2 protein-coding genes are annotated in these 1707 nt (G+C 55.0%); both read left to right on the plus strand.

The genetic code is table 11. From position 1 onward, the window contains the following. Window positions 1–678, plus strand: a 678-nt coding sequence (locus AC0KVQ_RS16375; protein ID WP_473422263.1) for a TRAP transporter large permease subunit, incomplete at its 5' end; no start/stop codon positions are given. A 243-nt stretch (window positions 679–921) separates the two neighbouring features. Continuing rightward, window positions 922–1608, plus strand: coding sequence for a FadR/GntR family transcriptional regulator (locus AC0KVQ_RS16380; protein WP_473422264.1), 687 nt, complete (start codon window positions 922–924; stop codon window positions 1606–1608). Window positions 1609–1707 lie beyond the last annotated feature (99 nt).

Here is a 1707-nt window from a genome sequence, read left to right on the forward strand (position 1 = left end):
AAGGTATCGATGAAGCAGCGCCTGATCGAAACGCGCAATGCCTTCTGGGCCTTGCTGTTGCCGGTCATCATCATCGGTGGTCTGAAGTTCGGTTTCTTCACCCCGACCGAAGCTGCCGTGATTGCTGCCTGGTACTCGCTGTTCGTCGGCCTGTTCATCTACCGTGAGATCAGCTTCAAGAACCTGTATCCGCTGATCCTGGCTGCCGCCAAAACCACCGCGATCGTGTTGTTCCTGGTCGCAGCGGCGTCGGTTTCGGCCTGGCTGGTCACTGCGGTGAACATTCCGCAGCAACTGGGTGAAGTGCTGCAGCCGTTCATGGACAACAAGACCTTGCTGATGATTGTGCTGATGCTGATGGGTCTGGTGATGGGCTGCGTGCTGGATTTCACGCCGAATATCCTGATCATGACGCCGGTGCTGATCCCGATCGTCAAGGCTGCAGGCATCGATCCGGTGTATTTCGGGGTGCTGTACATCCTGAACCAGTGTCTGGGTCTGATCACCCCGCCGGTGGGTGCGGTGCTGAATGTGATCAGTACGATTGGCAAGATGCCGATGAACAAGGTAGTGGGTGGCGTGCTGCCGTTCCTGATTGCCGAGTCGGCGGTCATGTTCCTGCTGGTGTTCTTCCCGGCCATCGTGGAAGTACCGCTCGCCTGGTTGACAGCGCGGTAATTCGATTGCAATCCCATATTGCGGCAGACTTGAAAAAGTCTGCCGCAATTTTTCATCTGCGTCAGATACAAGTCTGATATCCAAACAAGTCATCAGTCATTTCGAGCATAAGCAGGCCAGAACTGCTATGATTATCCGACCAAAACAAACCAGCGGGCACCCTGCCCCTGAACTGGTGAATACCTATTCCTGCTGCCGTGCAGTCTGCAGGATTGCCATAATTGTCTGATTAGCGACGCGACCATGCCCATTGAACCGATTACCAACCATCGCTTGTACAAGAAAGTTGCTGACCAGATCGCGCAACTGATTCAAAGCGGCGAATACCAGCCAGGCCAGAAACTGCCAGGCGAGCGCAATCTGATCGAACGCCTGGGCGTCAGCCGCTCATCGCTACGCGAGGCGCTGATCTCGCTTGAAACCGAAGGATTGATCGAGATTCGTGATCGTTCCGGCATTTTCGTACTGGGTGGCCCGCACAGCAGCCAAGAAGAGCCGGAAAGTGGAAACGTGCTGGAAGTATTTGCGGCACGCGAGCTGGTCGAGGTTGAAGTCGCCGCGCTGGCAGCACGTCATGCCAAGCCAGAGCATCTGGAAACACTGACCCAGCTACTCGGAAAAATGGTGGTTTGCTCCGCCAGCGACCCCAAAGGCCCGGAATACGACCGTCAGTTCCATCTGACACTGGCGCAGGCCTGTGGCAACCGCGTTTTGTTGCGCACCGTGGAACTGCTGTGGGAAAACACTCAGCAAGTTATGGAAGACCAGCCCCCCCAGATCAAGCACTCCGAAGCAACCTGGCAGGCCATTGTGATGGAACACCGAGATGTCTTCCATGCAATTCGGGAAAAAAATTCACAAGCCGCACAAGCAGCCATGTTACAGCACTTGGAAAACGCTATCAAACGACTGACTGCCGATCTGAAATAGCCAAGACCGTTTCCAAAAAAACCAAAGCCCGCGACCATGATGGTGCGGGCTTTGTTTCTTTTCAGCCTGGCCTGATTGGCTTTCCTTGGTGCGCCTCAT

The organism is Formivibrio sp. oc-25 (genome assembly GCF_055810895.1).

Excerpts from the sequence above, each read along its gene's own strand:
- AC0KVQ_RS16380 (WP_473422264.1), top strand. The coding sequence starts at position 922 with ATGCCCATTGAACCGATTACCAACCATCGCTTGTACAAGAAAGTTGCT.